The organism is Profundibacter sp. (assembly GCF_965277155.1).
Taxonomy (GTDB): domain Bacteria; phylum Pseudomonadota; class Alphaproteobacteria; order Rhodobacterales; family Rhodobacteraceae; genus Profundibacter.
In genome coordinates this window covers 309750-332729 of record NZ_CBDIBV010000011.1, presented here as the reverse complement: position 1 = coordinate 332729, position 22980 = coordinate 309750, and the positions used below count along the sequence as shown (strand labels likewise).

Below are 22980 nucleotides of genomic sequence, written 5' to 3'. Positions count from 1 at the left end.
TCCTATAAATGACCGATGGGTCATAAATAGGCGGATTTAAAATGACCGTCAAGTCATTTATATCTTGTTCTGCGTCTGAAACCTTTTTAAACATGGGGCATGCCAAAGATTGTTGACAAAGATGCAATGCGGGTGCGGATCATGGAAGCCGCGATGCAGTGCTATGCCACCCAAGGGTTCCATGCCGCCAAGATGAGCGACATCGCCAAAGCGGCAGGTTTGGCCAAGGGCACGCTTTATCTGTATTTCAAAAGCAAGGATCAGCTGACCACGGCACTGGTAAAATGGATTTTTCAGGGGATCGAACAACAGATAATGCCCCAGCGCGAGGTTCGGACACTTGATGGCTACATGACACAATTAAGAATAGCGCTGGATGCCTCGGAAGAAACACGGGTTGAGACAAGGATGTTTTTCGAAGTGCTTGGTCCCAGCTTCGGCTCGGACGAGGTGGTCGCCGAAGTTGCCGGTTTTTTCGAGCGTGTCGGGGCGCATAACACGCAGCAACTGGAACATATGATCCGGACGGGAGAGGTGCGAAGCGACATTGATCCAGAGGCAACAGGGCGCAGTATCGCCGCGCTGATCGACGGGATGGTGACGCATCGGGCGATGTTCGGACTGGGGGATGCACGATACCGTGCCATGATGGAAACAACGCTGGATATGATCCGTCGCGGGCTGGAAAACAGGGAAGTGTGAATGTCTAAACTGCGCATAACATATTTGCTGCTGGCAACCCTCGGGGCGCTATTACCGATGAGTTATCTTGCCCCGTGGATCATGGAAAACGGCCTGTCCATCGGCGGGCTGATCACCGCATGGCAGCAAAACGCGGCGGCCACGGGCCTGTTCTGGGATCTGGTGATTTCCGCCATTGTGCTAACGATCTGGGTTCTGGCGGACACATTGCCGCGAAATAACCGCCTTCCGCTGCTTGCCATTCCCGCAACTTTCCTTATCGGTGTGTCCTGCGGCTTGCCGCTTTTTCTATACTTACGCACAGGGCCGACCGACTGATGGACTACTTTCTGTATCAAAACGGCATTCTTCATGCCGAAGACGTTGCAATCCCCGAAATCGCTGCACAGGTGGGGACACCGTTCTACCTCTATTCCGCTGCTACTTTGCGCCGCCATTTTCGGCTGTTTGACGAGGCACTGGAAGGGACAGACCATCTGGTTTGCTATGCGATGAAAGCCAATTCCAATCAGGCTGTGTTGAAACTGATGGCCGATATGGGCGCGGGTATGGATGTGGTTTCGGGCGGGGAATATGCCCGCGCAAAGGCCGCTGGTGTGCCTAGTGAGCGTATCGTGTTTTCCGGCGTTGGCAAAACGCGGGATGAAATGCGCATGGCGCTGGAAGGCGGCATTCGGCAGTTCAATGTTGAATCCGAACCTGAAATGATTGCCCTGAACGAAGTGGCCTTGTCACTGGATATGGTCGCGCCGATTGCAATTCGGGTAAACCCCGATGTTGACGCCAAAACCCATGCCAAGATTGCCACTGGCAAATCGGAAAACAAATTCGGCATCCCGATCTCGCGGGCTTCAACGGTTTATGCCCAAGCGGCCGCAATGAAGGGGCTGGATGTGATCGGCATCGACGTTCACATCGGCAGTCAGCTGACGCAGCTTGACCCCTACCGCGCCGCTTACGAAAAGATGGCCGACCTGACAAAACAATTGCGTGCCGAAGGCCACAACATCCGCCGCCTTGATCTGGGCGGCGGTCTGGGTATCCCCTACGAGCGCTCTAATGACGCACCGCCCTTGCCGATGGAATATGGCGCCATGGTCAAGGACGTGCTGGGTGATCTGGACTGCGAGATCGAAATCGAACCCGGCCGCCTTATCGCCGGCAACGCCGGAATTCTGGTGGCAGAAGTCATCTATGTGAAACAGGGCGAGGATCGCCAGTTCCTGATCGTGGACGCCGCCATGAATGATCTGATCCGCCCCGCGATGTACGAAGCACACCATGATATCGTGCCGGTGGCCGAGGCCGAAGCGGGGGTGGAGCAAGCCCCCTACGACATCGTTGGCCCTGTTTGTGAAAGCGGTGATACGTTCGCCAAACAACGCAACCTGACGCCACAACAGGCCGGTGATCTGGTGGCGTTTCGTTCGGCCGGTGCTTATGGCGCGGTGATGGCTTCGGAATATAATTCCCGCCCGATGATCCCCGAAGTTCTGGTCGATGGGCATCAATTCGCTGTCATCCGGCCCCGCCCGACCTTGGAAGATATGATAAACCGCGATACCATACCGGAATGGCTCTGACCTTTCAGGGCCGATAAAGGATCGGTATGAGCGACAATCGCACCTCAAAAGACAATGCCCTGAAAGGGTTGGTATGGCCCCTGCGCCTGACCCGTGCGGGTATGTTTGCCGAACGCGCAACCAAAGCATTCTGGCCATTGTGGGCTGTGCTGATGTTGGCGGTTGCGCTGGTGATGCTGGGAATGCAGGATTTCACCCCGCCGAAACTGGCGATGGCCACGGTGGCCGTATTTGGGCTGGCGGCTGTGTGGACGCTGGTTTACGGGCTGCGGCGGTTTCATTGGCCAACAGAAATTGAAGCGCGCGAGCGGCTGGATGCAACCTTGCCCGGCCGCCCGATCACGGCGCTGACCGATACGCAGGCAATCGGTGCCGATGATGCGGCCTCACAGGCGGTCTGGAATGCCCATGTCGCGCGGATGGCGGCGCGGGCCAAGGGGGCCAAACCCGCCCCCGCCGACCTGCGCGTTTCCGCAAAAGACCCCTATGCGCTGCGCTATGTGGCGGTGCTGGCCTTGCTGGTGGCGCTACTGTTTGGCTCATTGAACCGTGTGCAGAGTGTGGCAGATATCGCCACAGGTTCGGGCGGAACGGCCTTGGCTGCCGGGCCAAGCTGGGAAGGCTGGGTCGAGCCCCCCGCCTATACCGGCAAGCCGAGCCTGTATCTGAACGATTTGCCGCAAGGTGATTTAAGCGTGCCCAAAGGGTCGCGCATCACGGTGCGCCTGTATGGCAAGATCGGGGCGTTGACTGTGCGCGAAACCGTATCGGGTGAAACTACAGAAGATACCGCCGCTGTTTCCCGGGAAATGACCGTAACGCGGGACGGAGTGCTGGCGATTGACGGGCAGGGCGGGGCCGAATGGCAGATCACCCTGCTGCCCGATCTGCCGCCCTCGGTACGCTTTGACGGTGAATTGAAACGCGAGGCGCGGGGTGTGATGAAGCAACCCTTTGCTGCCAGTGACGACTATGCCGTGGTGCGGGGCACTGCGGAATTCCGGCTGGATATGGAAACGGTTGAACGCCGCTACGGGCTGGCCGTTGACCCCGAAGAACGCGACCCTGTTGTCCTTGATCTGCCGCTGCCTATCACCGGCAGCCGCGCCGAATTCACCGAAGAACTGGTGGAGGACCTGTCCGAACATCCGTGGTCGGGTTTGCCAGTTACACTGACCCTGACGGTTGAGGATGCCTTGGGCCAAACCGGCCAATCCGAAACCATGCATATGCTGATGCCCGGCCGCCGCTTTTTTGCACCCTTGGCCCGCGCGGTGATCGAACAGCGCCGTGATTTGTTGTGGTCACGAGATAATGGCACGCGGGTGGCACAAGTGTTGCGGGCGGTGACGCACCGGCCCGAAGGGTTCGTTCGCAATGACAGCGCCTATCTGATGTTGCGGGTGGCAATCCGGCGACTCGAGGCGGCAGTTGCTTTTGGCATGACGCCCGAAGTGCAAGACGAAATCGCGGCGGCGCTGTGGGATATTGCGCTGATCTTTGAAGATGGGTCATTGGCGGATGCCAAGGAACGGCTGCACCGCGCACAGGAACGGCTGGCCGAGGCGATGAAAAACGGTGCCAGCAAGGAGGAAATCGAAGACCTGATGCAGGAATTGCGCGACGCCACCAAGGATTACATGCGCCAACTGGCCGAACAGCAGCGCCAGAATGGCGAGCAGGGTGAACAGCAGGCACAGAATGGCGAAACCTTCGAGTTTACGCAGGAAGAATTGCAGGCCCTGATGGACCGGATTCAGGAACTGATGGAAGAAGGGCGGATGGAAGAAGCCGCCGACCTGATGCAGCGCATGAACGAGATGATGGAAAACCTGCAAATGGCCGAAAACCAGAACGGTCAGGGCGAGCGCACCCCGGGCCAGCAGTCGATGGACGATCTGAAAGATACCCTGCGCAACCAGCAAGGGCTGTCGGACGAGGCATTCCGCGATTTGCAGGAACAGTTCAACCCCAATGCTAACCGCGGTGAAAGCGGTCAGAACCGTGGCGAATCCGGCGGGCAAGGCGAGGGGCGCAGCCACACAGGGCAAGGCGATCAAGGGCAAGGTGGAGGCGAAGGCCAGACCGGCCAAGAGGGCGGCGGCAAAGGGCAGGGCGAAAGTCTTGCGGACCGTCAACAGGCCTTGCGGGATGAATTGCGTCGTCAGGAAAATGGCCTGCCCGGGGCTGGCACCCCCGAAGGCGACGCCGCCCGAGAAGCGCTGGAACGCGCCGGTCGTGCGATGGACGGGGCTGAACAAGCGCTGCGGGACGGTCAAATGGCCGAAGCACTGGACAATCAGGCCGAGGCACTGGAAGCCCTGCGCGAAGGGATGCGCAATCTGGGCGATGCACTGGCGCAAAACCGTCAACAGGACGGCAGTCAGCAAGGGCAGGCGCAATCACGCGATCAGGCCAACGGACGTGACCCGCTGGGGCGCGACAGCAATGGCCGCGGCTCCTCCGCAACTCAGGGCGATATGTTGCTAAACGGGGATGTGCGCCGCCGCGCGCAGGAATTGCTGAAGGAATTGCGCCGCCGTTCAGGCGAAAGAGACCGTCCGGCTATTGAGCTGGACTATCTGAAACGGCTGCTGGACAAATATTAGGGCCGGTTAGTTGCTGGCGGTCCCTGACATTTTATCCGTTGCAGCTTTCATCATCTGGTCCAGCCAGTCCCGCAAGTTATTCACCTGTTCGACATAGTTTGTCATATAGGGTTCGCTTTCAGGGAACCTTTGGACAATATCGGGGGCAAATATATAGGCCAGCAACCCCAGCGTTGCCAGGATCAAAACCAGAGAAAAGCCCAGCCTGAAACCGCGCCGCCCACTTGGCTGTGCCTCGTCCTCCTCGGCGGATTCGTCAAGCGAATCTGTAGCTGCGCGCAGAGTCGAGTTGATTTCATCAATATCTGGCAGCCGGTCACGATGGGCAGAGCTACCGCTTTCTGCGGGCTGGCTATCAGGGTGCGGCTTTGCGGAAGCTATGGAAACATCGGGAGGGGTATCGCTAGAGGTTTTGGACAGATCCAGTCCGGCTTTTGGCTTGGGGTCTTGCGTGCCCTTGGCGTCTTTCTCTCTTGCGGCGGCTTCTCGTGCGGCTTCTTCCCGAAGGATGCCCAAAACGGATTCATCAGTCTTGCGGGGGGCCGGTTGTTCTTCGCTTGCATCCTTGCCGGATTCATCGGTTGTTTTGCTTGTTTCAGCGGCTTCGGTATCAACCTCGTCTGTCGTTTCCGGCGTTGCGTCTGTTTCCTGCTCCGCATCCTGTTTTGGGGCGTCCACGGGCGTTTCGCCATCGGCCTCCAACTGGGCTGCCGATTTCTGGAACCATGTATGGCCACAGCTGGAGCACTGAACATCACGCCCTTCACTTGGGATGACGCTATCGTCCACCTCGTATTGCGCATCGCAATTTGGGCATATTAACCGCATGTTTGTCCCCACATTCACTGCAAGTTAAGTTTTCGATAATCTGTTAACTATTACGTTGTATCAATGGATTGGCGAAGATCAATCTTTTTGATCGTTGTTACCATTGAAACATTTTCCATTCTTATGCACAACTGTCTCCAATTCGTAAAGAAAGGGCAGTATGTGATCGAGCTACAAAATGTGGCCTATAATTACGGCGGCGGTGAGCTGTTGTCGGGTATTTCGCTTAAACTGGCCCCTGGATCGTTCCATTTTCTGACGGGGCCATCCGGCGCAGGGAAATCTACATTTCTGAAATTGTGTTATATGGAACTGGCTGCGACTTCGGGTCGGGTGCAGGTTTTCGGACAGGATGTTGCGACAATGGGACGCGATGAAATCGCCCGCAACCGACAGCGCATCGGGGTGGTGCATCAGGATTGCCGGTTTCTGGACCATTTGCCGATTTCGGCCAATGTGGCCTTGCCTTTAAGGGTTTCTGGGCGTGATACTAGCGCGGAAGAGGCCAATCTGGATGATCTGTTATCATGGGTTGGTCTGGGGGACCGGGCAGATGCATTACCTGCGGAATTGTCAGGCGGGGAAAGGCAGCGTGCCGCGCTGGCCCGTGCGGTTATCATGTCACCGGATGTGGTTTTGGCGGACGAGCCAACGGGAAATGTAGACTGGGAAATGTCCAAGCGTTTGATATCGTTACTGGTTGAGCTAAACAAGATGGGCAAAACCATTATGATTGCCACCCATGATCTGAATTTGATCCGCACGGCCAAGTCGCAGGTGAATGCGCGGGTGTTACGGATCAGCAACAGGCAGTTGCAACTGGCGGGGGCAGATTTGTGAAACTAAATGTCCCGAAGTTGATCGCGCTGGTCAAAGGCGACCGGCAGGCAGACAAAGTAGTGCCGCCCAGCGGGTACACGGCCACGCTGACTTTGTTTACCTCTGCTGCAATGGCTTTTCTTGCGGTTTTCGCGTTGGCTTTGTCGCTGGCGACAGGGCGTTTGGCGGATCGCTGGGCGTCCGAACTGGCGCGGTCGTCAACTGTGCGAATATCGGCACCGGCGGGGCAGATGGACGCCCAGACACAGGCCGCCCTTAAGGTATTGCGCACCACATCAGGCGTTGCCAGTGCCAAGGCGCTTTCACCAGAAGAACAGCGCAAACTGCTGGAGCCATGGTTCGGCCCCGACCTGCCGATTGATACCCTACCGGTGCCGCAATTGATCGAGGTGATTGAGGATTCATCAGGCTATGATTCTGACGGGCTGCGCCTGCGCCTGTCTGCCGAAGCGCCGGGGGCGGTGCTGGATGACCATACCCGATGGCGCAAACCCCTGATCAAGGCGGCAGACCGGTTGCGGTTTCTGGGGTTGTTGTCAATCCTGCTGATTGCCTTGGCCACGGGCGCGATGATAACGCTGGCCGCCAACGCGGCGCTTTCGGCGAATGCGCAAGTGATCAGCGTTTTGCGTCTGGTCGGCGCACATGACGCCTATATTGCCCGCGCCTTTGTGCGCCGCTTTACCTTGCGGGCATTGTCCGGCGCCTTGATCGGTGTAGTGGCGGGGATGGTTGCGGTTGCCTTCTTGCCCAGTGCTTCGGAAGCGGGTGGTTTCCTGACAGGGCTTGGCTTTCAGGGGTGGCATTGGCTGTTGCCCTTTGTCATACCGCCTTTGGCGGCTTTGGTGGCTTTCTGGGCCACCCGCACGGCGGCTTTGCGCAGATTGAAGGAGCTAACCTGATGAGATATGCAATCCAGTGGCTACGCAGCCTGCTGTTCAGCATCCAGATGTATATCATGATGCCGATTATGGCGCTGGTTTACCTGCCGTTTGCCTTTTTCACCTACAAGGCCGTTTTCGCCTTTATCAAGGCCTATGCCAACTATTGCCGCTGGACGCTGGGCTGGATGGTGGGTCTGAAGACCGAGGTGCGCGGGGAAATCCCGACTGATGAATGTCTGATTGCCTCAAAACACCAGTCATTTCTGGATGTGATCCTGATTGTCAGCACAGCCACCAACCCGCGTTTTATCATCAAGCGCGAATTGCATATGATGCCGATTTTCCATTTTTTCGGCACCCGAATGGGCAATGTCCCCGTCAAACGCGGGGATCGCGGGCGGGCAATTTCCAAGATGATGGCGGATGTAAAAAGCGGCAAAATCGCAAAAGGGCAGCTGGTGATCTATCCGCAAGGCACCCGCATCGCACCGGGGGTCAAGGCCCCTTACAAGATCGGCACGGGTCTGCTGTATGAACAGACCGGACAGGATTGCGTTCCGGCAGCGACGAACGTCGGGGTGTTCTGGCCCAAACGCGGGGTTTATCGCAAACCCGGTGTCGCGGTGCTGGAATATCTGCCGCGCATCAAGGCAGGCAAACCGCGTGATGAATTCATGGCCGAACTGGAACAGGTGATCGAAGGAAACTCGGACCGTTTGATGGCCGAAGCAGGATTTCAGCCAAAAGGATAGCGCATGGAATATGTCAAATCGATTGCGGAACTGGAAGCCATTTACGGACAACCGGCCGAGGCCGCATTGGTCAAGGTGGCCCACCGGATGACACCCACCTACCGTGCATGGATCCTGCGCAGCCGGTTTTGTGTGATCTCGACCGTGGGGCCGGACGGTGTTGACGGTTCACCCCGTGGTGACGAAGGGCCGGTGGTGCGAGAACTGGACGAACACACGCTGGCCCTGCCCGATTGGCGCGGCAACAACCGCATGGATACCCTGCGCAATCTGGTGGCGGATGATCGCATCGCGCTGATGTTTATGGTGGCCGGGTCCGACAATGTGGTGCGGGTAAATGGCCATGCGCGGATCACCACGGACGCCGACATGTGCGCGCGGTTTGAAAAAGACGGCAAGTTACCGCGCTCGGTGATCATCATCAAGATTGCCGAAATCTATTCCCAATGCGCCCGCGCCGTGATGCGGGCCGGGCTGTGGCGTGACGGCGATTTGTCCGAAGGGCTGCCGACTGTGGGCGATATGTTGAAGGAAATGACGTCCGGCGAATTTGACGGCGCAACCTATGACCAAAACTGGGTTGCGCGTGCAAAGGAAACACTGTGGTAGAACTGACCCTGATCCGCCACGGGCAGGCCCAGACGGGCGCGCAGGACGAGGCAAGTTATGACAGCTTAAGCGACCTTGGCCATCAACAGGCGCAGTGGTTGGGCGAAACCCTGCGGGGCGGGGTGCCGTTTGATCGGGTTATTTCCGGCGATATGAAACGGCAAATACAGACAGCAGAAGGAATGGCGCTGGGCGTGCATCACAGTATTGACGCGCGGTTGAACGAATTGGACTATTTCGGTCTGGCCGCCAGCCTGAAGTCCGGTTGTGTCTCGAAAGTGGTGGAAATTGATTTCAGGCACCTCCGAGCGGGTTGAGTTATGCGCCGGTCAGGCGGCTTGGTCAAGGGTTGCGTCGGCGACGGGCTGAGCGAGCGTTTCCCAGCCATCGACCTTTCGCATGACGATCTGCCCCGAGGCCATCAGAGCCCAAAGCAGCATCGGCACGGTCTCGGCGCATGGCAGCACGGTCTGGGTCTTGATGCGGCGGCGGAATTCCTCGTTCAGGCGTTCGATCGCATTTGTCGTTCTGGCCGATTTCCACTGGCCTTGTGGCAGACGCGTGAAGGTGAAAAGCTTATCTCCTGCTTCTTCCAAGCTGTCAGCGACGGCCTTGCATTTCAGCCGCCATTTTCGCAGAAATGCCTTGCGGCGGGTGGCGATTTCCTCGGGTGTTTTGGCGTAGATCATGTCGCGGTAATCTTCTGTCAACTCATCATGCATACGCTTGGGTGCCTTGGCCAGAAGGTTGCGGTGCTTGTGCACCGTGCACCTCTGGATCGGCAGATCTTCACCCCAGAGGGCAATGAGAGCGACCTCAAGTCCCGGTGCCCCGTCCACGATGACAAATTCGGGCCGTTTCAACCCGCGCGCATCCAGATCGTTGATGAACTGACGCCAGGCGGAGGTGCTTTCGCCGCCCATGTTCATCAGTGATAACAAGACCTTCTGCCCATCCCGGCGCACGCCAATCGCGGCCAGAACCGAGATATTGGTGGCCTTCCTGTCAATCCGCGTTTTGATCACGGTGCCGTCCAGGATCAGCCGCACGATGTCTTCATCCGCAAGGCTGCGGGCGCACCACGCCTGCCAGTCCACCTTCACCTTGCGCCAGGCGCGGCTCACCACATCCTTGCTGACCGCCCCCTGAAACAGGCCGAACAGGGCGCGTTTTACCCGCCGTGTGTTGGTGCCCGAAAGGTAGACAGCAGCGATCAGCGCCTCGGCCTTCTTCGTCAGCCGCTGGTAGCGGGGCAATGCCTTCGAGCGCCATTCTCTGGCCTTGCCGGCCTCGCCTGTGATCCGCGCACGCGGCACGCGCACCGTTTCGGTTCCAAATGTTCCGACCAGTTGCCGCTCGCGATGCCCGTGGCGGTATCCGGCCTTTGCCCCGCCGCTGCGGCCATACCGGCAACGGCCCAGAAACTGCTCCAGCTCCTCTTCGAAAACCGCCTCGATCGTCGCGCGGATGTTCTGGCGCAGCCGGTCTTCAATCGGGTCATAGCCTGCTTCATTGGCCAGTAGCGCGGATGTCGATGTTGCTGTATTCTTTGTCATGGCGTGATCTCCTTGGCGGTTCCAGCCGCCGGTTGGGTGGCTTCGATGCACCCGGAGATTACGCCGTCCTCGAATTTCCACCAAACTCGCGACACTACCTGAAGTCCAGTCACGGGGTGGACATCCCCAATGACATTCAAAGTTTTGCCCAGCATGTGCCGCAGGTTCTGGATGTCTGGCGGCAGGGCGGGATGAATGGTGATCTGGAAACCTATGATGCCTTTTGCAGCCGGATCATGGGTGCGCTGCACAACGCGGCGGGGCAGGACGGGCGCACGGTTCTGGTGACATCAACCGGCGTGATTGCTACGCTGTCAGCGATTGCGCTGGGGCTGGATATGGTGAAAAAGACCAAGCTGTTTTTGCGGGTGATGAACACTTCGGTGCACAAGTTTGAAATGGTCGGGGGCGAATTGCAACTGACACAATTCGGCGCGGTTCCGCATCTGGAGCGGCCGGACAGAGAACACGCGCGGACATATGGATAGCGAAAGGGGCGCATGTTTTGCGCCCCTTGGTTTGCTTATTCAGCTTGCGATTTGGCGCCACGCAACATTTTGTAATAGGAATAAAGCGGCGGGATCAGCAGGGCCAGAATGATCACCCACATCACCTTGGCGATATTGCTGTGAAAGAAGATCATAGGCGAGCCGTGACCGATGATCATGCCCTGGGTAAAGCCCCCTTCGGCAATCGGCCCAAGGATCAATCCAAGGATCAGGGCCTCGAGTGAATAGCCCAGCTTTTTAATCACCAGCCCACCCAGCGCAAAGGCAATCATCAGATAGACATCGAACACCGAGTTGTTCAGCGCATAAGAACCAAGCACCGCAAAGGCACTGACCACCGGCACCATTATGGCGGGCGGGATCAGGGCAATGCGGGCCAGATAAGGCGCGAAAAACAGTCCCACCAGCAGGAACACCCCGTTGGCCACAAACATCGAGATGATGAACGGATAGGTCCGGTCGGCATATTCGGTAAACAGGTCCGGCCCCGGGATCATCCCGTGAATAATAAAGGCGCCCATCAGGGCCGCGGCCACCGAATTCCCTGGAATACCCAACGTCAATGTGGGAACAAGCGAGCCACCAACGCACCCGTTGTTGCCGGATTCAGCGGCGGCAATGCCTTCGGGATTGCCCTTGCCAAACAGCTCTTTGGTTTTGGAAATGCGTTTGGACAGGTTGTAGGAAATAAAGGCGGCAATGGTTGCCCCTTCGCCCGGCAAAATCCCAATCACGGTGCCGGTTCCTGACCCAAGCGCAATGTGCTTGCCGATCCCTTTTGGCATCGGTTCGCTTTTCTGCTTTTTATGAAGGGCTGACGTATCGACGGTGTGATGCTGCATACCGGCCAGTTCCAGCATCTGGATCATCGAAAACAGACCAATCAGGGCTGGCATGAAATTGACCCCGTCGACCAATTCTACAAGCCCCATCGTATAGCGTTGGCTGCCTGACATATCGTCGGTGCCGATAACGGCAATGATCATGCCCAGCAGGCCCGCGATCAGTGCCTTTAGCAGGGACGAGTTTTCGTCGGCAATCGAAATGATCCCGGCCAACCCCATCAGCGCCAGTAAAAAGGTTTCCGCCGGACCAAAGGCCAGCGCCTGTCGCGCCAACACAGGGGCGAACAGCAACAGGATCAGGATTGAAAACATCCCGCCCGTGAAGGATGCAATCACCGAAACCTTCAATGCCAGACCCGCTTTGCCCTTTCGGCTCATCGGGTAGCCCTCGATGGCGGTGGCAACCGCCGCAGGTGTGCCAGGTGTATTCAGCAATATAGCAGGGATCGAGCCGCCATACATGGCGCCACAGTAAATCCCGCCCAACAGCATCAGGCCCATTGTTGGGTCCATCGTATAGGTAAACGGCACTAACAGGCCCACAGCCATTGTGGCTGTCAGACCGGGCATACCGCCGATTGCAACACCGGCAATGGTGCCGATTGCAATGGTCAGCAGGGCGGGGCCGGAAAAAACAATTGCCAGATATTCAAACATTCCCAGTCCCCGTTAGAAATTGATGCCGGGCAAATTGACCGACAGAAGTTGGATAAACACCAAATAGACAAAGCCCAGCACGCCAACGGTCGTTAGCCCGATCGTTACCAGGTTTCGATATCCCAGCATGTAGGACACAACCGGAATAAACACCGCCGCCGGAATGAAAAAGCCCAAAGGCTCGAACACCAGCGCAAAGATGATCAGGGCAATCAGCAGGCCAAGAAAACGTGGCAAATGACCGGTCAGGACAAGCTTGTCATGGCTGCGGTCTTTCAGCAGGCTATGGCCCAACTGGACAACGGACAACCCGCCAATAAATACCGACAAAAACTGCACATATTTGGCAGATGTTTTTATCGCGATGCCTTTGTAATAGGCTGTGCTGAAATATAGCAGCACAGCCATTACGATGAGCAGCACCAGTACGGCGCGGTCAACGGTTTTCTTGGTCATTACCAGGGCGCTTTGTCGTAAACAGACTGGGTTTCCGCCTGCAATGATTGCAGGTAGGACAGATAGTCGGCCCCGCTCATTGGCAGCAGAAAGATCGAGCCGGTTTTGGCATTGGCAATGAATTCATCGCTGGCCATGACTTCGGTCAGCATTTTATCCAACTGGTCCTGCACAGCGGTATCAATACCGGCGGGGGCAACAAAACCACGGGTGGCGCGCATCAATACGGTGATGCCCTGTTCCTTGGCTGTGTACATGTCCGGCAGATGTTCGTCACGTTCTTCTGTCAGCAGGGCGATGATCCGCGCATCCCCGGCCTTGTGTTGTTTGATCATCTGCGAAAGGTTCATGAATGCCGCATCCACATGACCACCAAGGATCGCCGCTTTTTGTTCGGTTGACCCTTTGGTGGGCAGCAGATTGAATTCAACACCGGTTGCTGCTTCAAAGGCTTTGGCTGCAAGGAAATCGTCCGAGCCGATACCATTTACGGCTACGGTCAGGGAATTGGCCTTGGCCGCTTCGGCCAGGCTGGCCATGTCGGTAATCGCGCTGTCTTTCGGGACAACCACGATGGCCGGATCCTGTGCTGTGTTGCCCATGATGTGGAAACTGTCGAGCGTATACTTTGCGCGACCGGAAACAATATGTGCTACCAGTTGCGGTGTGAAGACAAGGCCGATTGTGTAGCCATCCGGATTTGCGCGCGCAATGGTTTCAAAACCCTTTTGGCCACCCGAGCCGGGAACGTTTTTGATAACAAATTCAAAGCCATCATAGTTCTTTTCGGCAAGCTCCGTGAACAGGCGAGCAGTACGATCAGTTGATCCGCCAGCCTTGGACGGGACAACGATTGTGATTGATTTTTCAGGATATTCGGCAATGGCCGCGCCTGCCGTCAGCCCCAGAGCCATTACAACGCCGGCAAAAATTGATTTTCTAAGCATCCATTCTCTCCCATTTTTATAAGGGGAGTTTTTACGATATTCAGCTCCCCTTTGTTCGACCACAGAATCTGTGGCCTGTTCAATGTAGAGATGACCATAACAATAGAGGTTGGATACCGCCTATTACTTTGATCGGCGATTATGTTAATAATGTTACAAAGAAAGTAGGCTTTATGCTGCCAAGCCCTTGGATCCGATCGACAGGAATTTCTGGCGGCGGTCCTTGACCAGTGCATTCGGCTTTTTCTTTGCCAGCTCTTTCAACGTCGCCTTCAGCGCTTTGCCGACCCCTTCAATTGCTGCGGTGCGGTCGCGTTGTGCGCCGCCTACGGGTTCCTTGACGATCACATCAACCACACCCAACTGGTTCAGATCCTGTGCGGTCAGGCGCAGGGCCTCGGCGGCTTCGCGCATTTTTTCGGCGTCTTTCCACAGGATCGAGGCACAGCCTTCGGGGCTGATCACCGAATAGACCGAATGTTCCAGCATCAGCAAACGGTTGGCCGTGGCCAGTGCCACAGCCCCACCCGAGCCGCCTTCGCCGATGATCACCGATATCAGCGGCACTTTAACTTGCAGACATTTCTCGGTGGAGCGTGCGATGGCCTCGGATTGGCCGCGTTCTTCGGCACCTTTGCCGGGATAGGCACCGGGGGTGTCGACCAGCGTGATGATCGGCAGGCCGAATTTGTCGGCCAGTTCCATCAGGCGGATCGCCTTGCGGTAACCTTCGGGGCGGGCCATGCCGAAATTGCGCTCGATCCGGGTTTTGGTGTCGAACCCCTTTTCCAGTCCGATCACCATCACAGGCGTGTCGCCCAGTCGGCCCAAACCACCCATCACAGCGTGGTCGTCGGCAAAGTTGCGATCGCCGGCCAGCGGAGTGTATTCGGTGAACAGGGCTTCGATGTAATCCTTGCAATGGGGTCGGTCAGGGTGGCGGGCCACCTGACATTTGCGCCACGGGGTCAGGTCTTTGTAAAGATCTTTCAGCAGGTCGGCGGCTTTTTTATCCAGCGCCTTGGCCTCTTCCGCGACATCCATTTCCTCGTTGGCGCGACCCATGGCGCGAAGCTCTTCGGCTTTGCTTTCGATCTCTGCCAGAGGTTTTTCAAATTCGAGGTAGTTTGCCATGGGTCTCTCCGAAATTCATGTTGTTGTGATATATGACGATGCGGGACGGGATTTGCAACGGGGGCAATATGGCAAGATTTGTTAAATCCACCCGTGGCAGGGTGATTTCAGGAATTGATAAGGGGGCCTTATGGCCGGTTCATATGAAAAACGTCTGATGCGGGTGCTGGAATATATCCATGCCAATCCGGCGGGTGATTTGTCGCTGGACAGGCTGGCGGATGTGGCCGCGATGAGCCGCTTTCACTGGCACCGTGTCTTTCACGCGATGACCGGCGAAACCTGCGCGCAGGCCACGCGGCGTATCCGGCTGCATCGGGCGGCATGCTGGCTGGTGCAGACGGATGATCCGGTGGCCGAAGTGGCAAAGAAAAGCGGTTATCCATCGGCGCAAAGTTTCACCCGCGCCTTTGGCGAAGTGTTTGGCATGTCCCCCGGCAAGTTCCGTAAACGCGGTGATCTGACATCACCGTTTCTGCAGCTTAGAAAAGGAGAATACCCCGTGTTTCCCGTTGAAATAATCACTGCCCCGCCCCGTCGTCTGGCCGCGCTGGCGCATAAAGGCCCCTATCTGGAAATTGGTAATGCGTTTCAGAAGGTTGCCGGCATTTTCACCGCGCGCAATCTGTGGCCGCAGGCGCAAGGGATGTTGGGGATCTACTATGATGATCCGACCACGGTTCCGGCGCAGGATTTGAACAGCCATGCGGGCGTGATCGTGGGGGATGATTTCGAAATGCCCGAAAACTTGCAGGATGTTCTGGTGCCGGACGGGCGGATGGCCGTGATGCACTATAAGGGGCCATATGCGGGGCTGAATGCGGCGTATGAATATATGTATGGGGAATGGTTGCCCAATTCGGGCGAGGAATTCCGCGATGCACCCAGTTTCGAGGTTTATCTGAACGATCCGATGGATACCGCGCCGGACGATTTGCTGACGGATATTTGCGTGCCGCTAAAGGAAACAAAGGGCTGAAAATGCTGAAAACAGATTTCAAAAAGCAGGACAAGGCGCTGTATTCCGGCAAGGTAGGGCGGTTTGATCTGGTTGATGTGCCGGAGATGAATTTCCTGATGATTGATGGTGCGGGGGACCCGAATACGGCCCCATTCTATGGTCGGGCGGTTGCTGCACTCTATGGTCTAAGCTACGGGGTGAAGTTTTACGGTAAACCCCGCGGGGTTGATCATGTGGTGCCGCCGCTGGAGGGGTTGTGGTGGGCCGATGACATGGGCAGTTTTACCTCGCGCGACAAGGATAGCTGGAAATCGCGGATGATGATCCGGCAGCCCGATTGGGTCGGGTCAGAGGATTTGGCCGAGGTTCTGGAGAATGTTGTTGCCAAAAATACCAAGAAGAAAGACGCCCCGACGAATGAGGAAACCCTACGCGCGGTGCGTCTGGGGCGGTTTCATGAAGGGCTGGCGGTGCAGGTGTTGCATGTTGGCCCCTATGATGCGGAGGGGCCGGTGTTGGAGGAGATGCACAAGCGGTTCATCCTTGAAAATGGATATGAGCCGTGCGGGCTGCATCACGAGGTTTATCTGGGCGATCCGCGCAAGGTTGCGCCGGACAAGTTGAAAACCATCCTGCGCCAGCCGGTATCCTTGCCAAAATGAGCCGCTGCGCGGCGCTTTGTATCTCGGCCCCGTGACGGGGCCTCGGGATGCCTTCGGCGAGGATATTTAAGCCATTTGGAAAGGGTCAGCCGTTGATCATTTCCGATTGGCGAACGATGACTTCGGCCTGTTTGATGCTGGCGATATCGACAAGGCGACCCTTATAGACAGTGGCGCCTTCGCCGTTGGCTTTGGCCTGTTCCATTGCCGCCAGAATTTCGCGGGCTTCCTTTACCTGCTCTTCGGAGGGGGTAAAGACTTCGTTTGCCAGCGCGATTTGTTTCGGGTGAATCGCCCATTTGCCGACCATGCCCAGAGTGGCGGATCGTTTTGCCTGTGCGATAAACCCTTCGTCATCCGAAAAATCCCCGAACGGGCCGTCCACCGGCAACACGCCGTGGGTGCGACAGGCCGCGACGATGGCGGCCTGTGCCCAGTGCCACGGATCGGACCAGTATTTCGCACCCTCGTGCGCCATGTAATAGTTTTCCTGCGTGCCGCCGATGCCGGTGGTCTGCATCCCCATGCTGGCGGCGAAATCGGCAGCGCCAAGGCTCATCGCTTGCAAGCGGGGCGAGGCGGCGGCGATTTCCTCGACATGGGCAATGCCGGCGGCGCTCTCGATAATCACTTCAAAGCTGATCTTTTTGCTGCGCCCTTTGGCGGTTTCAATCGCGGTGACCAATGCATCCACGGCGTAGATATCGGCGGCACAGCCCACCTTGGGGATCATGATCTGGTCCAGTCGTTCGTCCGCCTGTTCCAGCAGGTCCACCACATCGCGATACCAGTAAGGTGTATCCAGCCCGTTGATCCGCACGCTGAGGGTTTTGTTGCCCCAGTCGACATCGCCAATGGCCTGTATCACGTTCTGGCGTGCACTGTCCTTGTCTGACGGCGCAACGCTGTCTTCCAGATCCAGGTTGATCACATCGGCAGCCGAGGCGGCCATCTTTTCAAACAAAGCCACGCGCGAGCCGGGGCCGAACAATTGGCAGCGGTTGGGACGGGCAGGGGCGGCGGGTTGAAGGCGAAAGCTCATGATGGGACCTGTGCATAATGATGTTTCGGATTGCGTTGCGGTTTTGATATTATAGTGCGTGGCCGCCTGCAAGGCGGGAAAATGCTGTATGATTGCGAGGTGGGGCATTGGGCGGAGGAATCTTGGCCGTTTAGCTATTGGATAGAATTATCTTCGCTCAAAGATGTTATTATTCGTTGATAATTCGAAAAATAATCCTGCAGTTGGTGCTTATTGCAACCCATTTCCGCAGATGATCCCGCATTATCCCCAAGGAATTTTTCAGGGGCAGAATCATGATCGAAACACCGTATCTTCTTTTTCTCGGCGATGCGCCGGACCAATTGGCGGCCAAAGTGGCCCAAGGGATCAAGGACTGGCGCCCGCAAAACGCGCTGGGCCAGTTCCGGATGGAGGGCTGTGGCGCTGACCTTGGCCTGACCGATATGACACTGGAAGAGGCCAAGGCGGCCGGTGTGAAAACCATGGTGATCGGTGTGGCCAACCGCGGTGGCCATATTTCCGACAGTTGGCGCGATGTGATGGTGCGGGCGCTGGAGCTGGAAATGGATATTGCCAGCGGGTTGCACAACCTGTTGCGCGATGAAGGTCCGCTGGTGGCGGCGGCGCAGACCTATGGCGCAACGCTGCATGATGTGCGGGTGCCCTCGGTGGGCTATCCTATTGCCAACGGCAAGAAACGCTGTGGCAAGCGGGTGCTGGCGGTGGGCACCGATTGTTCGGTGGGCAAGATGTATACGGCGTTGTCGATGGATGCCGAGATGAACAAACGCGGCATGAAGTCGACATTCCGCGCAACAGGGCAGACCGGCATTCTGATCACCGGCCACGGGGTGCCGCTGGATGCGGTGATTGCCGATTTCATGGCCGGATCGGTGGAATATCTGACGCCCGACAATGACGACGACCACTGGGATCATATCGAGGGGCAGGGCAGCCTGTTCCACGCCTCATATTCCGGTGTGACAATGGCGCTGATTCACGGTGGCCAGCCCGACGCGCTGATTCTGGCGCACGAGCCGACCCGCACCCATATGCGCGGCCTGCCGGATTATTCCCTGCCCACGCTGGAGCAACTGCGCGATACTGCCCTGCCGCTGGCCCGCGTGGTGAACCCGAAATGTCAGGTGGCCGGTATTTCGGTGAACACCCAGCATTTTGACGAGGATCAGGCGCTGTCCTACCTGGAAGAAGTCGAAAAACGCATGGGGGTTCCGACTGTTGATCCGTTCCGACAGGGTGCTGGCCGACTGGTAGATGCGCTGGAAGCATTGTAGGCTACCCGCCAAACGGAGGTTTACAATGACGATAACTGTCACCCCTGACGTGTTCAAACTGGCGCAGGTCTTCACCATCTCGCGCGGTTCAAGAACCGAGGCCAAGGTGCTGACCATCCGCATCACACGCGATGGTGTGACCGGCTGGGGCGAATGTGTGCCCTATGCCCGCTATGACGAAACACTGGACAGTGTGACGGCCGAAATCGATGGTTTGCCTGCCGATATCACCCGCGCAGAGTTGCAGGATGCTTTGTCCCCCGGTGCTGCGCGCAACGCGGTCGATTGCGCCCTGTGGGATCTGGAGGCGAAACAGACTGGTAAACGGGTTTGGGAACTGGCCGGTCTGCTCGCCCCGAAACCGGAAATCACCGCCTACACACTGTCGCTGGACACGCCGGAAAAGATGCGGGAACAGGCGGCCAAGAACGCTTTTCGCCCCCTGCTGAAGATCAAGCTGGGCACACCCGACGACATGCCCCGTCTTGAAGCCGTGCGCGCCGGTGCCCCGAAATCCCGCATCATCATCGACGCGAACGAGGGCTGGTCTGCCGAGGTTTACGCCGACCTTGCCCCGCATCTGCTGCGCCTTGGGGTCGGGCTGGTGGAACAACCGCTGCCTGCTGGCGATGACGACGCCCTGATCGGTATGAACCGCCCCGTTCCCGTTTGCGCCGACGAGGCCTGCCATGACCGCGCCAGCCTGCCCGCGCTGAAGGGCAAATACGATATCGTCAACATCAAGCTGGACAAAACCGGCGGGTTGACCGAGGCGATAGCCTTGCGCAACGCGGCCGAGGCCGAAGGCTATGGCGTGATGGTCGGTTGCATGGTGGGATCATCGCTGGCGATGGCCCCTGCCACCTTGATCGCGCAGGGCGTGGCCTATACAGACCTTGACGGGCCGCTGTTGCTGGCCGAAGACCGCGACGAGCCTTTGAAATTCGATGATGCAGGTGTGCATCCGCCCAGTGCGAGACTCTGGGGCTGAACAGGAGAGAAACCGATGAGCAGAACTGTATATCTGAATGGCGAATACATGCCCGAGGGCGAGGCAAAGGTTTCGATCTTTGACCGCGGCTTTTTGATGGCCGATGGCGTTTACGAGGTGACCAGCGTGCTGGATGGCAAGCTGATTGATTTTGAAGGCCACGCGGTGCGGTTGGAACGGTCCTTGAACGAATTGGACATGGCCAGCCCGATCAGCATGGATGATCTGCTTGAGGTGCATCGTGAACTGGTGCGGTTGAACGACATCGTTGATGGCATGATTTACCTGCAAATTACCCGTGGCGCGCCGGATGATCGCGATTTCGTATTCCCCGATCCTGCCAAGGTGCCGTCCACTATCGTGCTGTTCACCCAGAACAAGCCGGGGTTGGCGGATAATCCGGTGGCGAAAAAGGGCATCAAGGTGATATCGATCGAGGATCAGCGCTGGGGCCGCCGCGACATCAAAACCGTGCAACTGCTGTATCCGTCGATGGGTAAAATGATGGCCAAAGCCGCCGGCGCCGATGACGCATGGCTGGTCGAGGACGGCAAAGTGACCGAGGGCACATCGAACAACGCCTATATCGTCAAGGGCGGTAAGATTATCACCCGCGAACTGTCCAACGACATCCTGCACGGCATCACCCGCAAGGCGGTTCTGAGGTTCGCCAAAGAGGCGCAGATGGAGGTCGAGGAGCGTAGCTTTACCATTGAAGAAGCCCAAGGCGCGGACGAGGCCTTTATCACCTCGGCCAGCACATTTGTGATGCCGGTGGTCGAAGTGGACGGTGCGAAACTGGGCGATGGCACGCCGGGTCCGGTGGCGACCCGCCTGCGCGAGATTTATCTGGAAGAGAGCCTGAAGGCGGCGATTTAATACCGTTTTATAAAGCTGGACCTGAACATCGCCAATTGTTCTCGTACGGCGAAGCCGGACAGCGCCCGTTCATCAGGCTTTCGCGGCCCCACAGGGGCCACGATCCTTCTTCACTCCCCACGGGAGGGCGCTTTTGCATCGTGGTGATCAAGCATTAGTACAGGGCTAAGTTTGAGGTAGGGTTATTCAAAACCGGTGCATGCGCCCACCCAGGGTCGGGTGCTGTCCTTGTTTCTTATGTTCATTGGTTGCGGCTACACTGCACATATCGTGACCGCGATTTCCCTCGTGATGCTTTACTGCAGTTTCACATCGGCATTGTTGTAGTGATAAACCCGTGGCCAATCGCTGCCTTTGGTGAATAGGCGAAAACTGGTTTCGTCGATGATTTCCACGCGGTGGCCGGTTTCCGTGTCCTTGATCGCGTTGCCGACGGTTTTGGCGGTGGTCAGATACAATCTGCCATCCGCAAAACGCCAATAGGAATAGATGGTTTGCGGATCGTCAATCGCCTTGGCCGTGCCGTCTGCCATCAGTTCAAACCCTGATCCACTGCCGCCCAATAAAACCTCGACCCAGGGGCCAACGAAATACTTGGCCTCTTTGCTCAATTGTGTTTCGACAGGTGGCGGTGTTGGGCCGGTATCGGGAACGCAAGCCGCAAGTGGAACGGCCAGAAAGGCAGCAATCAGCAGGGGTTTGAACATGGGATATCCTTGTTAGTCGGTCTTGCCCACATTTTCGGCAAAAGCCACCTTGAAGGCGGCCTGCTTTTCGGGGTCGGCCTCGGTCTGGTATTTCGCTTTCCACTCGGAATAGGGCATCCCGTAATAGATCTCGCGCGCCTCGTCTTTGGTCATTTCCACCCCGCGCTCAGACGCGGCTTCCTGATACCAGCGCGACAGGCAGTTGCGGCAGAAACCGGCCAGATTCATCATGTCGATATTCTGCACATCCTTGCGGTCCTGCATCAGGTGCTGTTGCAGGCGGCGAAAGGCTGCGGCTTCGATTTCGATGCGGGTCTGGTCGTCCATACTCAGTTTTCCTTCAAGGTGCGTTTGGCGTAGGTGGCGGTGTCGATATTCTTGATGTCCACCGACAGGCTGCCAACATCGGGCAGGACCTGATCAAGTGCGGCCAATATGCTGCGGGTCAGCTCGGCCTTGGTGGCCTCGTCGCGACCGGCCAGCAGGCGGATGGTGACATGGGCAAAGCTTTGCGGCTCGGTACCGATGCGAAAGAATGGGGCGGGGATGGCACGCACCTTGATGGCGGAAACGTCAGGAAACACACCGGACGCGGCGGCGGCATCAAACAGGGTTTGGCACACACCGGTCAGACAGTGGGTTTCATCCAGATGTCCGGCGTATTCAATGATGATATGTGGCATGACAACCTCCTATAGCCCGCTGTCAGTAAGCACCTGTTCCAGCACCGGCGCAAGCCGTTTGGCCCATGCGACCTGTTGTTCATCGGTTTTGATCAGGTCATTGCGGATTTCGATCAAAACATTGGGGCGTCCGTGGGCAATCGCATGTCGGTCCACGGAATCGCCGATCAGGTGCCCGCCGTAGGGTTCGTTTTCACCAACACACAGGTCCGGTTTCTGCCGCAACTGTTCGACCAGCGGGGCGGACAGGCGGGTGTCATCGGCATATAGAACCCCGATGTGCCACGGGCGTTTGGGGTAGCCGTTCAACTGCGGGGTATAGCTGTGGATCGCCACATAAAGCGTGTCGTCGCGCCGCCCTGCCAATTCCCCCAGCGCCGCATGATAGGGCCGGTAATAGGCGTTCAGGCGGCGTTCACGTTCCACCGCATCCACATGCCGGTTGGCCGGAATGATGGTGCCGTCATACAGTTTCATGATCAGGGTTGGATCGTCCTCGCCCCTGTTTGGGTCAATCACAAGACGCGAGAAATTCGACAGAATCGCGGGCGCGTCCAGCAGTTCGGCCAGCGCGTATGTCACCCCTGCCGACCCCGGATCAAAGGCGATGTGGCGGGCCATTTCTTCTGCTGGCAGGCCAAGGCTGCCACCGTTCACCTCGTCAGGCACGGTATTGGCGGCATGGTCAGCCGTAATCAGCCAGCGGGCGGGGCGGTCGGCCCCGATGATGTGATAGGGATGGTATGTCATGTTCTTGTTCGCTTGTTCTAATTTACACCACATAATGGCAAGGCTGGCAAAGCGCCAGTTGTATCGGCGCGGTTTTTGCGGCATATATCCCGTGGCCCACCAGTAAATGATGAACAA

The 22980-nt window shown here is 57.4% G+C and carries 26 protein-coding genes; 15 read left to right on the top strand and 11 right to left on the bottom strand.

The annotated features are described in order from the left end of the window. Window positions 1-99: 99 nt before the first annotated feature. From ACQY4M_RS14230 to ACQY4M_RS14215, 4 genes are read left to right on the top strand one after another with little or no spacing between them, the layout of a single operon-like run. Complete coding sequence (locus ACQY4M_RS14230; RefSeq protein WP_428545363.1) at window positions 100-702, top strand: TetR/AcrR family transcriptional regulator; 603 nt, start codon at window positions 100-102, stop codon at window positions 700-702. Continuing rightward, window positions 703-1020: a DUF2834 domain-containing protein gene (locus tag ACQY4M_RS14225; protein ID WP_428545360.1), complete on the top strand. Its 318-nt coding sequence runs from the start codon at window positions 703-705 to the stop codon at window positions 1018-1020. Further along, entirely contained in the window at window positions 1020-2285 is a 1266-nt protein-coding gene (gene lysA / locus ACQY4M_RS14220) for a diaminopimelate decarboxylase (RefSeq protein WP_428545357.1), read from the top strand. The genes ACQY4M_RS14225 and lysA overlap by 1 nt, the downstream gene beginning before the upstream one ends. Before the next feature lie 26 nt (window positions 2286-2311). Continuing rightward, entirely contained in the window at window positions 2312-4894 is a 2583-nt protein-coding gene (locus ACQY4M_RS14215) for a TIGR02302 family protein (protein WP_428545354.1), read from the top strand. Window positions 4895-4900: 6 nt separating this feature from the next. On the opposite strand, the gene ACQY4M_RS14210 is transcribed toward ACQY4M_RS14215, so the two are convergent. Continuing rightward, the gene (locus tag ACQY4M_RS14210; protein WP_428545351.1) at window positions 4901-5683 is read right to left on the bottom strand and encodes a hypothetical protein; all 783 of its coding nucleotides are present in this window, start codon (window positions 5681-5683) and stop codon (window positions 4901-4903) included. Window positions 5684-5884: 201 nt separating this feature from the next. On the opposite strand from ACQY4M_RS14210, the gene ACQY4M_RS14205 reads away from it, so the two are divergent. The 5 genes from ACQY4M_RS14205 to ACQY4M_RS14185 are packed head-to-tail and all read left to right on the top strand — an operon-like array spanning window position 5885 to window position 9124. Then, a complete protein-coding gene (locus ACQY4M_RS14205) occupies window positions 5885-6562 on the top strand; it encodes a cell division ATP-binding protein FtsE (RefSeq protein ID WP_428545348.1) in 678 nt (225 codons plus the stop codon). Further along, window positions 6559-7464 carry a cell division protein FtsX gene (locus ACQY4M_RS14200; protein ID WP_428545345.1) on the top strand — a complete coding sequence of 302 codons (906 nt, stop codon included), beginning with the start codon at window positions 6559-6561 and terminating at the stop codon, window positions 7462-7464. The genes ACQY4M_RS14205 and ACQY4M_RS14200 overlap by 4 nt, the downstream gene beginning before the upstream one ends. Further along, window positions 7464-8198 (top strand): lysophospholipid acyltransferase family protein, encoded by a 735-nt coding sequence (locus ACQY4M_RS14195; RefSeq protein ID WP_428545342.1) that lies wholly within the window; start codon window positions 7464-7466, stop codon window positions 8196-8198. The genes ACQY4M_RS14200 and ACQY4M_RS14195 overlap by 1 nt, the downstream gene beginning before the upstream one ends. Window positions 8199-8201: 3 nt before the next feature. Then, window positions 8202-8807 (top strand): pyridoxamine 5'-phosphate oxidase family protein, encoded by a 606-nt coding sequence (locus ACQY4M_RS14190; protein ID WP_428545339.1) that lies wholly within the window; start codon window positions 8202-8204, stop codon window positions 8805-8807. Then, window positions 8801-9124 (top strand): histidine phosphatase family protein, encoded by a 324-nt coding sequence (locus ACQY4M_RS14185; RefSeq protein ID WP_428545336.1) that lies wholly within the window; start codon window positions 8801-8803, stop codon window positions 9122-9124. Before ACQY4M_RS14190 ends, ACQY4M_RS14185 begins: the two co-directional genes overlap by 7 nt. A gap of 12 nt (window positions 9125-9136) precedes the next feature. On the opposite strand, the gene ACQY4M_RS14180 is transcribed toward ACQY4M_RS14185, so the two are convergent. Then, window positions 9137-10363 carry an IS256 family transposase gene (locus tag ACQY4M_RS14180; protein ID WP_428539582.1) on the bottom strand — a complete coding sequence of 409 codons (1227 nt, stop codon included), beginning with the start codon at window positions 10361-10363 and terminating at the stop codon, window positions 9137-9139. A 116-nt stretch (window positions 10364-10479) separates the two neighbouring features. Between ACQY4M_RS14180 and ACQY4M_RS14175 the strand changes: the two genes are divergently transcribed. After that, a complete protein-coding gene (locus ACQY4M_RS14175; protein ID WP_428545333.1) occupies window positions 10480-10851 on the top strand; it encodes a histidine phosphatase family protein in 372 nt (123 codons plus the stop codon). A 35-nt stretch (window positions 10852-10886) separates the two neighbouring features. Here ACQY4M_RS14175 and ACQY4M_RS14170 read toward each other — a convergent pair whose 3' ends face one another. The 4 genes from ACQY4M_RS14170 to ACQY4M_RS14155 all read right to left on the bottom strand — a co-directional run bounded on the left by ACQY4M_RS14170 (window position 10887) and on the right by ACQY4M_RS14155 (window position 14911). After that, window positions 10887-12374: a tripartite tricarboxylate transporter permease gene (locus ACQY4M_RS14170; RefSeq protein WP_428545331.1), complete on the bottom strand. Its 1488-nt coding sequence runs from the start codon at window positions 12372-12374 to the stop codon at window positions 10887-10889. Window positions 12375-12386: 12 nt separating this feature from the next. Then, complete coding sequence (locus ACQY4M_RS14165; RefSeq protein WP_428545328.1) at window positions 12387-12830, bottom strand: tripartite tricarboxylate transporter TctB family protein; 444 nt, start codon at window positions 12828-12830, stop codon at window positions 12387-12389. Further along, window positions 12830-13777: a tripartite tricarboxylate transporter substrate binding protein gene (locus ACQY4M_RS14160; RefSeq protein ID WP_428545325.1), complete on the bottom strand. Its 948-nt coding sequence runs from the start codon at window positions 13775-13777 to the stop codon at window positions 12830-12832. The genes ACQY4M_RS14165 and ACQY4M_RS14160 overlap by 1 nt, the downstream gene beginning before the upstream one ends. Window positions 13778-13948: 171 nt before the next feature. Further along, on the bottom strand, window positions 13949-14911 hold the full coding sequence (locus tag ACQY4M_RS14155) for an acetyl-CoA carboxylase carboxyltransferase subunit alpha (RefSeq protein ID WP_428545322.1): 963 nt from the start codon (window positions 14909-14911) through the stop codon (window positions 13949-13951). Between the two features lie 130 nt (window positions 14912-15041). Between ACQY4M_RS14155 and ACQY4M_RS14150 the strand changes: the two genes are divergently transcribed. Together ACQY4M_RS14150 and ACQY4M_RS14145 are read left to right on the top strand one after the other, a co-directional pair. Continuing rightward, entirely contained in the window at window positions 15042-15890 is an 849-nt protein-coding gene (locus ACQY4M_RS14150; RefSeq protein WP_428545319.1) for an AraC family transcriptional regulator, read from the top strand. 2 nt (window positions 15891-15892) lie between these two features. Next, window positions 15893-16534, top strand: a complete 642-nt coding sequence (locus tag ACQY4M_RS14145; RefSeq protein WP_428545316.1) for a GyrI-like domain-containing protein — start codon at window positions 15893-15895, stop codon at window positions 16532-16534. An 85-nt stretch (window positions 16535-16619) separates the two neighbouring features. Here ACQY4M_RS14145 and ACQY4M_RS14140 read toward each other — a convergent pair whose 3' ends face one another. Continuing rightward, the gene (locus ACQY4M_RS14140; RefSeq protein ID WP_428545313.1) at window positions 16620-17576 is read right to left on the bottom strand and encodes an L-malyl-CoA/beta-methylmalyl-CoA lyase; all 957 of its coding nucleotides are present in this window, start codon (window positions 17574-17576) and stop codon (window positions 16620-16622) included. A gap of 275 nt (window positions 17577-17851) precedes the next feature. Between ACQY4M_RS14140 and dgcN the strand changes: the two genes are divergently transcribed. The 3 genes from dgcN to ACQY4M_RS14125 are packed head-to-tail and all read left to right on the top strand — an operon-like array spanning window position 17852 to window position 20723. Further along, the gene (gene dgcN / locus ACQY4M_RS14135; RefSeq protein WP_428545310.1) at window positions 17852-18853 is read left to right on the top strand and encodes an N-acetyltransferase DgcN; all 1002 of its coding nucleotides are present in this window, start codon (window positions 17852-17854) and stop codon (window positions 18851-18853) included. 25 nt (window positions 18854-18878) lie between these two features. Beyond that, a complete protein-coding gene (dgcA, locus tag ACQY4M_RS14130; RefSeq protein WP_428545307.1) occupies window positions 18879-19844 on the top strand; it encodes an N-acetyl-D-Glu racemase DgcA in 966 nt (321 codons plus the stop codon). A 15-nt stretch (window positions 19845-19859) separates the two neighbouring features. After that, a complete protein-coding gene (locus ACQY4M_RS14125) occupies window positions 19860-20723 on the top strand; it encodes a D-amino-acid transaminase (protein ID WP_428545304.1) in 864 nt (287 codons plus the stop codon). Window positions 20724-21019: 296 nt separating this feature from the next. Here ACQY4M_RS14125 and ACQY4M_RS14120 read toward each other — a convergent pair whose 3' ends face one another. The 4 genes from ACQY4M_RS14120 to ACQY4M_RS14105 are packed head-to-tail and all read right to left on the bottom strand — an operon-like array spanning window position 21020 to window position 22863. After that, the gene (locus ACQY4M_RS14120; RefSeq protein ID WP_428545301.1) at window positions 21020-21430 is read right to left on the bottom strand and encodes a lipocalin family protein; all 411 of its coding nucleotides are present in this window, start codon (window positions 21428-21430) and stop codon (window positions 21020-21022) included. A gap of 12 nt (window positions 21431-21442) precedes the next feature. Further along, the gene (locus tag ACQY4M_RS14115) at window positions 21443-21757 is read right to left on the bottom strand and encodes a DUF1244 domain-containing protein (RefSeq protein WP_428545299.1); all 315 of its coding nucleotides are present in this window, start codon (window positions 21755-21757) and stop codon (window positions 21443-21445) included. Between the two features lie 2 nt (window positions 21758-21759). After that, on the bottom strand, window positions 21760-22113 hold the full coding sequence (locus ACQY4M_RS14110) for a 5-carboxymethyl-2-hydroxymuconate Delta-isomerase (protein WP_428545296.1): 354 nt from the start codon (window positions 22111-22113) through the stop codon (window positions 21760-21762). A 9-nt stretch (window positions 22114-22122) separates the two neighbouring features. After that, window positions 22123-22863 carry an N-formylglutamate amidohydrolase gene (locus ACQY4M_RS14105; protein WP_428545293.1) on the bottom strand — a complete coding sequence of 247 codons (741 nt, stop codon included), beginning with the start codon at window positions 22861-22863 and terminating at the stop codon, window positions 22123-22125. Window positions 22864-22980: the final 117 nt, after the last annotated feature.

Excerpts from the sequence above, each read along its gene's own strand:
- ACQY4M_RS14230 (WP_428545363.1), top strand. The coding sequence starts at position 100 with ATGCCAAAGATTGTTGACAAAGATGCAATGCGGGTGCGGATCATGGAA.
- ACQY4M_RS14225 (WP_428545360.1), top strand. The coding sequence starts at position 703 with ATGTCTAAACTGCGCATAACATATTTGCTGCTGGCAACCCTCGGGGCG.
- lysA (WP_428545357.1), top strand. The coding sequence starts at position 1,020 with ATGGACTACTTTCTGTATCAAAACGGCATTCTTCATGCCGAAGACGTT.
- ACQY4M_RS14215 (WP_428545354.1), top strand. The coding sequence starts at position 2,312 with ATGAGCGACAATCGCACCTCAAAAGACAATGCCCTGAAAGGGTTGGTA.
- ACQY4M_RS14195 (WP_428545342.1), top strand. The coding sequence starts at position 7,464 with ATGAGATATGCAATCCAGTGGCTACGCAGCCTGCTGTTCAGCATCCAG.
- ACQY4M_RS14190 (WP_428545339.1), top strand. The coding sequence starts at position 8,202 with ATGGAATATGTCAAATCGATTGCGGAACTGGAAGCCATTTACGGACAA.
- ACQY4M_RS14180 (WP_428539582.1), bottom strand. The coding sequence starts at position 10,363 with ATGACAAAGAATACAGCAACATCGACATCCGCGCTACTGGCCAATGAA.
- ACQY4M_RS14170 (WP_428545331.1), bottom strand. The coding sequence starts at position 12,374 with ATGTTTGAATATCTGGCAATTGTTTTTTCCGGCCCCGCCCTGCTGACC.
- ACQY4M_RS14165 (WP_428545328.1), bottom strand. The coding sequence starts at position 12,830 with ATGACCAAGAAAACCGTTGACCGCGCCGTACTGGTGCTGCTCATCGTA.
- ACQY4M_RS14160 (WP_428545325.1), bottom strand. The coding sequence starts at position 13,777 with ATGCTTAGAAAATCAATTTTTGCCGGCGTTGTAATGGCTCTGGGGCTG.
- ACQY4M_RS14155 (WP_428545322.1), bottom strand. The coding sequence starts at position 14,911 with ATGGCAAACTACCTCGAATTTGAAAAACCTCTGGCAGAGATCGAAAGC.
- ACQY4M_RS14150 (WP_428545319.1), top strand. The coding sequence starts at position 15,042 with ATGGCCGGTTCATATGAAAAACGTCTGATGCGGGTGCTGGAATATATC.
- ACQY4M_RS14145 (WP_428545316.1), top strand. The coding sequence starts at position 15,893 with ATGCTGAAAACAGATTTCAAAAAGCAGGACAAGGCGCTGTATTCCGGC.
- ACQY4M_RS14140 (WP_428545313.1), bottom strand. The coding sequence starts at position 17,576 with ATGAGCTTTCGCCTTCAACCCGCCGCCCCTGCCCGTCCCAACCGCTGC.
- dgcN (WP_428545310.1), top strand. The coding sequence starts at position 17,852 with ATGATCGAAACACCGTATCTTCTTTTTCTCGGCGATGCGCCGGACCAA.
- dgcA (WP_428545307.1), top strand. The coding sequence starts at position 18,879 with ATGACGATAACTGTCACCCCTGACGTGTTCAAACTGGCGCAGGTCTTC.
- ACQY4M_RS14125 (WP_428545304.1), top strand. The coding sequence starts at position 19,860 with ATGAGCAGAACTGTATATCTGAATGGCGAATACATGCCCGAGGGCGAG.
- ACQY4M_RS14120 (WP_428545301.1), bottom strand. The coding sequence starts at position 21,430 with ATGTTCAAACCCCTGCTGATTGCTGCCTTTCTGGCCGTTCCACTTGCG.
- ACQY4M_RS14115 (WP_428545299.1), bottom strand. The coding sequence starts at position 21,757 with ATGGACGACCAGACCCGCATCGAAATCGAAGCCGCAGCCTTTCGCCGC.
- ACQY4M_RS14110 (WP_428545296.1), bottom strand. The coding sequence starts at position 22,113 with ATGCCACATATCATCATTGAATACGCCGGACATCTGGATGAAACCCAC.
- ACQY4M_RS14105 (WP_428545293.1), bottom strand. The coding sequence starts at position 22,863 with ATGACATACCATCCCTATCACATCATCGGGGCCGACCGCCCCGCCCGC.